Here is an 8,395-nt window from a genome sequence, read left to right as displayed (position 1 = left end):
AAACAACCCCGGCAGCGTCGACCCCCCGAACACCACACCCGTGTCGTTCCACTCCACCAACACCCGACGCCGCTCCTCAGCACCGAGAACATCCAGCGCCGAGACCCGCACCGCCGGATCGGCAACAAGCACCTCCAGTGCCCGCGCCCACCGCGACGCCAACTCCTCAGCCGTACCCGCGTCGAACAGATCCGCCGCCGCGATCACCAGACCCCGAATGCCCGCCGGGGCTCCTTCACTGTCGAAGAGTTCTCCGACGCTGACCTCTATGTCGAACTTCGAAGCCGAGTCGCCCGTAAACAGTGCCTCTGCCCGCACCCCGGGCAGTTCGACCGCTGCTTCGGCGTTGTTCTGCACGGTGAGCATGACCTGGAACAGCGGGTGCCGGGACAGGGAACGCGTGGGGGCCAGCTCTTCCACCAGCCGCTCGAACGGCACGTCCTGGTGCGCGAACGCGCCCAGTCCGGCCTCGCGCACCCGTCGGAGAAGTTCGCGGAACGTCGGGTCTCCGGAGACGTCGGTCCGCAGCACGAGTGTGTTGACGAAGAAGCCGACCAGGTCGTCCAGCGCCTCGTCGGTACGCCCGGCGATCGCCGAACCGACCGGGATGTCGGTGCCTGCGCCGAGCCGGGACAGCAGCGTGGCCAGAGCCGCCTGCAGGGCCATGAACAGCGTCACGCCTTCGGCCCGCGCCAGCTCCACCAGCCGTGCGTGAACCTCCGCGGGGATCTCCAAAGGCACACTGTGTCCCTGGTAGCTCGCCACCGCCGGACGCGGCCGGTCGAACGGAAGATCCAGCTCCTCCGGAGCACCAGCCAGCGCCTCACGCCAGTAGCTCACCTGACGCGAGATCACACTCTCCGGGTCGCTCTCCTCACCCAGAAGTTCGCGCTGCCACAGCGCGTAATCCCCGTACTGCACCGGCAGCGACTCCCACTTCGGTGCCCGGCCCGCGCGACGCGCCGCGTAGGCGACCGAGACGTCCCGGGTCAGCGGGGCGGTGGACCAACCGTCGCCCGCAATGTGGTGCACCACCACGACCAGTACCTGCTCCCCCGCAGGGGTTCTGAACAGCCATGCGCGGAAGGGCACTTCGACCGCGAGGTCGAAGACGTGGTCCTGCGCCGCCTCGATCGCGTCCACCAGCCGGTCCGGTGCCACGTCCACCACCTGGAGCTCCCACTCCAACTCACCGACATCCAGCACCTGCTGCCACGACTGGCCGTTCTCGACCGGGATGACCGTACGGAGCGCCTCATGCCGCCCGATGACGTCCCGCAGCGCCGCGCCCAGCGCGTCCGGGTCGACGTCGCCGCTGAGCCGTACCGCGATCGGAATGTTGTAGGTGGCGCTGGGGCCTTCCAGCTGGGTGAGGAACCACAGTCTGCGCTGGGCGTACGACAGCGGCACCCGCTCCGGACGCTCTCCGGCCCTCAAGGCCACCCGGGCGGACCGTTCCTCCGCGAGCCTGGCGGCCAGTCCGGCGACGGTCGGAGCTTCGAACAGCGCCCGGATCTCGACCTCCACGCCGAGCACGGCCCGGATACGGCTCACCAGCCGCACCGCGAGCAGGGATTGGCCACCGAGTGCGAAGAAGTCGTCGTCGACCCCGACGCTCTCCAGGCCGAGCACTTGCGCGAAAGCGCCACACAGCAGCTCCTCCCGCAGAGAGACCGGCCCCCGTCCGACGCCGGTCAGCGCTGCGACCTCCGGAACCGGAAGCGCCTTGCGGTCCAGCTTTCCGTTCACGGTCAGCGGCAGTTCGTCCAGGACGACAACGGCGGACGGCACCATGTACTCCGGCAGGCGCTCACCGACCTGGGCACGCAACAGTGCCGGCAGCCCGTCAGACCTGCCGTCTGCGGGGACGATGTAGGCGACGAGTCGCTTGTCACCGGGCGTGTCCTCCCGGGCGATCACCGCGGCCTGGGCCACCGGCGCCTGCGCCAGCAGAACCGCCTCGACCTCACCCGGCTCGATACGGAAGCCCCGGATCTTCACCTGGTCGTCCGCACGACCTGCGAACACCAGCTGACCATCGACCGTCCAGCGGGCACGGTCACCCGTGCGGTACATCCGCTCACCGGCGACACCGAACGGATTCGCCACAAAGCGTTCAGCCGTCATACCCGCACGCCCCACATACCCGCGCGCCAGACCCGCACCCGCCACATACAGCTCACCAGCCACACCCACCGGCACCGGCGACAGACGCTCATCGAGGACGTAAACGCGGGTGTTGATTACGGAGGTGCCGATCGGCACCTCACCGGCCTCGGGATCACACCGCCACAACGTGGCATCCACCGTCGTCTCGGTCGGACCGTAGGAGTTGAACATCCGCCGACCCACCGCCCACCGCGCCATCACCTCCGGCGGGCACGCCTCACCCGCCACCACCAACACCACATCGGGGTCGATCGAGGCCGCATCCAGCGTCGCCAGCACCGCGGGCGGAAGCGTCACATGCGACACCGCCTGCTCGGACAGGAACTCCGGCAACGCACCACCCAGCCGCCGCTCCCGCGGAATCACCACCAGCGCCGCACCCGACAGCAACGCCATGCACCAGTCCCACCCGAAGGTGTCAAAACTGCACGAGGCGAACTGCCCCACCCGATGTCCGGAACCCACACCCAGATACCGGACATGACCCTCATGGAAACTCGCGAACCCGGCATGCGACACCAGCACACCCTTCGGGCGCCCCGTCGACCCCGAGGTGTAGATCACGTACGCCGGATGCGACGGCGACAACGCCACGCTCCGCTCACCGTCGACGACCGCATCCGAGGACAGATCCGCCAGCGCCTCGACCGTCCCGGGCTCATCCAGTACGAGCCGCGGCAACGGCTCCGGCAGCACAGCAGCCGACGCACGCGACGTCACCCCCACCACCGCACCCGAATCGCCCACCATGTAGGCGATCCGCTCCACCGGATACTCCGGATCCACGGGGAGGTAGGCGGCCCCCGCCTTCAGCACACCCAGCAGCGCCACCATCAGGTCCACGCCACGCTCCAGCGTGACCGCCACCACCGACTCCGGTCCCACACCCCGGTCGATCAACAGCCGCGCCAACTGGTTCGCACGCGCCTCGAGTTGCGCGTACGACACCTCAACCCCGCCCGCGACCACCGCCACCGCATCCGGCGTCCGCCCCACCTGCCCCTCGAACAACCCAGGCAACGTCGAAACACCCAACTCCACCCCGGTGTCGTTCCACTCCACCAACACCCGACGCCGCTCGGCCTCACCCAGCACATCCACCGCACTCAGCCGCGTCTGCGGGGCAGCGACAAGGTGCTCCAGCACCCGGATCCACCGCTGTGCGAACTGCCGCGCAGCCTCCGGACGGAACAGATCGGCTGAGACCGTCACCACACCCCGCACCCCGGCCGGTGTCCCGTCGGCCTCCAGCCGCTCCCCGAGGATCACGTCCAGGTCGAACTTCGCCGCGTGTTCCTCGGTCGGCAGCTCCTCCGTGCTCACGCCCGGCAGGTCGAGCTCCGCCTCACCGGTGTTCTGCAGGGTGAGGATCACCTGGAACAGGGGGTGCCGTGACAACGAGCGGACCGGCGCCAGCTCCTCCACCAGGCGTTCAAAGGGCACGTCCTGGTGCCCGTAGGCGGACAGGCCGGTCTCGCGCACCCGGGCCAGGGTTTCGCGGAGCGTCGGGTCGCCCGACAGATCGGTGCGTATCACGAGGGTGTTGACGAAGAAGCCGACCAGGTCGTCCAGAGCCTCGTCCGTACGGCCGGCGATCGTCGAACCGATCGGCACATCCGTACCCGCGCCGAGCCGCGACAGCAGCACCGCCAGCGCGCCCTGCAACACCATGTACAGCGTCACACCCTCCGCCCGCGCCAGCTCCATCAGCCGGCCGTGCAGCTCCGCCCCGATGACCAGCGGCACACTGTGGCCACGGTGACTCGCCACCGCGGGACGAGCGAAGTCGAACGGCAGCTCCAACTCCTCCGGCGCGCCTTCCAGCGCTGTGCGCCAGTAGGAGACCTGGCGTGACAGCAGGCTGCCGGGGTCCTCCTCGTCACCGAGGAGTTCGCGCTGCCAGAGGGCGTAGTCCGCGTACTGGACAGGCAGCGGCTCCCAGTCGGGCACGTGGCCGCTACACCGCGCCTCGTACGCCACGGACAGGTCACGGGCCAGCGGACCCATCGACCAGCCGTCACCCGCGATGTGATGCATGGCCACAACCAGGACGTGCTCGTCCGGCCCGTGCGTGAATAGCGACGCCCTGAAGGGGACTTCGACCGACAGATCGAAGACATGGTCCTGGGCCCGGGCGACCTCACCGGCCAGCTCCTCCGGTGTCACCTCCACCACCGGCAGTTCCCACGCGAGCTCGTCCGGTTCCAGAATGCGCTGGTGGGGTTCGCCGTCTGACACTGCGAACACCGTGCGCAGCACCTCGTGCCGTGCGACGACGTCCCGGAACGCCGCCTCCAGGGCCGCGCGGTCAAGGGGGCCGGCCAGCCTCAGCACCGCGGGGATGTTGTAGGTCGGGCTCGGGCCTTCCAGCTGGTGGACGAACCACAGGCGGCTCTGCGCGAACGACAGTGGCACCCGCTCCGGACGCTCCCCGGCCGTCAGCGCCACCCGGGCCGAGCCCGCCGCCGCCAGCCGGGCCGCCAGGGCCGCCGCGGTCGACGCCTCGAACAGAACGCGCAGCGGCAGCTCGACACCCAGCACCGAGCGGATCCGGCTCACCAGCCGCACCGCGAGCAGCGAGTGACCGCCCAGCCGGAAGAAGTCGTCGTCGACTCCCAGATTCTCGATCCCGAGGACCTGTCGGAAGATCCCGCACAGGATCTCCTCGGTCGGGCTGGAAGGCGCTCGGCCGTGCGTCGATCCGGTGCTGTAGTCGGGGGCGGGCAGGGCCTTGCGGTCCAGCTTGCCGTTCACGGTCAGCGGCAGCGCGTCGAGGACGACAACGACGGACGGCACCATGTGGTCCGGCAGCTGTTCGCCCACGTACGCGGGCAGGAGCGTGCCCGGCCCGCCGGCCCCGACGGGCTCCCCGCCGGCCTCCGCGGCGGAGTCGACGGGCACTACGTAGGCGATCAGTCGCCGGTCACCGGCCGGGTCCTCACCGGTGACCACGGCGGCCTGGGCGACGAGCGGGTGGCTGGTGAGAACGGCCTCGATCTCCCCGGGCTCGATACGGAAGCCCCGCATCTTCACCTGGTCGTCGACCCGGGCCATGTACTCGAGGTTGCCGTCCTCGCGCCATCGCACCAGGTCTCCGGTCCGGTACAGCCTCGATCCCGCCGGGCCGAACAGGTCGGCCACGAACCGCTCCGCCGTCAGCCCGGGTCGCCGCAGATAGCCACGGGCCAGTCCCGCACCGGCCACGTACAGTTCGCCGACCGCGCCGACCGGCACAGGTGACAGGGATCCGTCCAGAACGTACACGCGGGTGTTGACGATGGGTGTGCCGATCGGCACCTCTTCCACCCCGGGGCGGCATTCCCACACGGTGGCGTCGATCGTGGTCTCCGTCGGACCGTAGGAGTTGAACATCGACCTGCCGGGGGTCCAGCGCGCCAGGAGTTCCGGCGGGCAGGCCTCGCCGCCCACGTCGATGATCACGTCCCCGGCGATCGAGCCCTCGTCCATGGTGGCCAGCACCGCGGGCGGGAACGCCACATGTGTCAGCCGCTGCTCCGCGATGAACTCCGCCAGTTCCGCGCCGAGGCGGCGGCTCGTCGGCACGACCACCAGCGTCGCGCCGGACAGCAGGGTCAGGGCCCACTCCGAGCAGAACATGTCGAAGCCGATCGACGCGAACTGCAGCATCCGGGTGCCCGGTCCGACCCCGCCGGGGTACCGGCGGGCCAGGGCCTCCGCTGTGTTGGCCAGTCCCCCGTGCGTCACGACCACGCCCTTCGGGCGGCCCGTGGAGCCCGAGGTGTAGATGACGTATGCCGGATGCGAGGGCAGCAGCTCCGCCCGTTCGGTGCCATCCAGGTTCCCGGTGGGTAGTTCCGCCAGTTCGCCGTTCACTTCCAGCGAGTCGAGGAACACCAGCTCGACGCCCGACTCCCCTACGAGCCCGGCGGTGCCCGACGCGGCCAGCACCACGGCCGGCGTGGCGTCCTGAAGCATGTAGGCGACGCGTTCCGCCGGGTAGTCCGGGTCGACGGACAGGTAGGCGCCGCCGGCCTTGAGGACGCCCAACACCGCCGCCATCATCTCGGCGCCCCGCTCCAGCATCACCGCGACGACCGACTCGGGCCTGACGCCACGACCGGACAGCAGCCGCGCGATCCTGTTCGCCCGGGCATTCAGTTCGGCGTACGACACGTCGGTGCCGTCTCCGGCGACTGCCACCGCGTCCGGGGTCCGCAGCGCGTGACCCTCGAAGAGCTCCACCACCGACTTACCGGGGAGTTCGGCCGCGGTCTCGTTCCAGTCCCCGAGGACGCGGCGGCGCAGCGCCTCGTCCAGCACCTGGACAGTGCCGAGCGAAGGGTCCGGGCCGCCGGCCAGGACGCCCTCGAGCGCGGCGACCAGGTTCTCCACCGCAGTCCGGAGCAGTGCGGCCACCACATCGGGATCGATCGGTGTCACCGCGTCCACGACCAGCTCGAAGCCGTCACCGTCGTCGTCGATGTCCACGGTCAGTGGGTAGTTGGTGCGTTCCCTCGAGAACACCAGCTCCACACCGTCCAGCGCGGTGTCGTCCAGCCGCCTGCCGTCCGTGGTGTGCCGGTAGTTGAGGATCGAAGTGAACAGCGGCACTTCCGTCGGCACACCGCTGGCCTGCTGTGCGACCGCCAGTGAGGCGTGCTCGTGCTCCATCAGCCCGGCCAACTGGGCCCGCATGGCGGCGACCGCCGCCTGGACACCCGTGCTCTCCAACCGTGCGCGTACCGGCAGCGTGTTCAGGAAGGGCCCCGCCACCCGGCCCGCCCCTGCTCCCGCGTTCATCCGGCCGAGCAGCACCGTGCCGAACACGACGTCGTCCCGGCCGCTGACCGCCGCCAGCGTACGGGCCCAGGCCACATGCAGCAGGGTCGCGGGACTGGCACCCAGCCGCCGAGAGACTTCCCGCAGCCGCCCGGCGACTGACGCCTCCAGTTCCGCCCGTGCCTGAACCGCGGCGGCACCGTCCCCTCGCACGTCCACCAGCCCGAAGGATGCGGTGGGCTCGGTGACGTCGCCGAGCAGGTCGGTGAAGAACCGCTCGTGCTCGGACTGCGCCACCCCGCGCGCCTGCGCGACGAAGTCCCGGAACGGCAGCGGCTCGGGAAGCTCGTCGCCCCGGCCGTCAAGGAACGCCCGCACCTCCGACAACACCACGGCCATGGCCATGTGGTCCTGCACGATGTGATGAGCCCGGAGCAGTGCCAGCCAGCGGCCGGTGTCCGGCTCCGCGGCCGCGTGCACGTCGATCAGCGGTGCCCGGCGCAGATCGATCGACCGGCCGCCGATCGCCATCAGCTCGGCTTCCGGGTCCGTGGTGTGCGGGTCCAGTCGGACTTCGGTGACGGGCAGGACGGCGTGACGGCGCACGACCTGGACCGGCTCGCGCAGACCCTCCCAGACGATGCCGGTACGGAACACGTCATGCCGGTCGACGACCCGCTGCAGCGCACCCAGAAACGCGTCCAGCCGCTCACGCGAGTCGAACTTCAACACCCGCGGCATGACGTACGCGTCCTCACCGCCGTCGGCGAGGATGTGGTGGAAGAGCAGACCCTCCTGCAGGGGAGCGAGCGGATAGATGTCGGCGACGTTGGCCGCGCCTCCCTCGACATCAGCGACGACCTGCTCGATCTCGGCGGCGGGCAGCTCGACGAGAGTCAGCATCTCCGGAGTGATCTCGACGGCATCGTCCGGGATGCCGTTCGCCGGCACGGCAACCGCTTCCCTGCCTCCGGCCGCGCCAGCGGTGGCGCCCGCGGCCGCGGCGAGCCCGGCCGGGGTCGGCGCGTCGAACAGCGCCCGCACCGACACCGTCACGCCCTGGGCGCGCAAGCGTTCCGCCAGCGAGACGGCGAGCAGTGAATGCCCGCCCAGCTGGAAGAAGTTGTCGTCCACACCCACGGCGTCGAGGCCGAGGACCTCCGCGAAGACCGTACAGAGGATTTCCTCGCGGGCGTTGGCCGGCCCTCGGCTGCTGGTAGCGGTGTATTCAGGGGCGGGCAGGGCCTTGCGGTCCAGCTTGCCGTTCACGGTCACCGGGAGCGCGTCGAGGACGACCACGGCGGACGGGACCATGTAATCCGGGAGTCGACTTTCAGCGAACTTCCGTACCTCGTCAACGATTTGAGGTACCTCACCGTCGGGGACGACGTAGGCGACCAGGCGGGTGTCTGCCGGGATGTCCTCGCGGGCGATCACCGCGGCCTGCACAACCTGCGGATGCGCG

The 8,395-nt window shown here is 70.1% G+C and carries 1 protein-coding gene; it reads right to left on the bottom strand.

Annotation, left to right across the window (positions count from 1 at the left end):
• The coding region (locus ACIBB8_RS36950; protein WP_398959698.1) for an amino acid adenylation domain-containing protein at positions 1-8,395 on the bottom strand (8,395 nt) is incomplete at both ends.

Origin of the sequence: Streptomyces sp. NPDC051286, assembly GCF_044455345.1 — a bacterium.
Lineage (GTDB): Bacteria > Actinomycetota > Actinomycetes > Streptomycetales > Streptomycetaceae > Streptomyces.
Note: the sequence above shows the minus strand (reverse complement) of the source record. Positions and strands in the feature narration are given on the sequence as shown.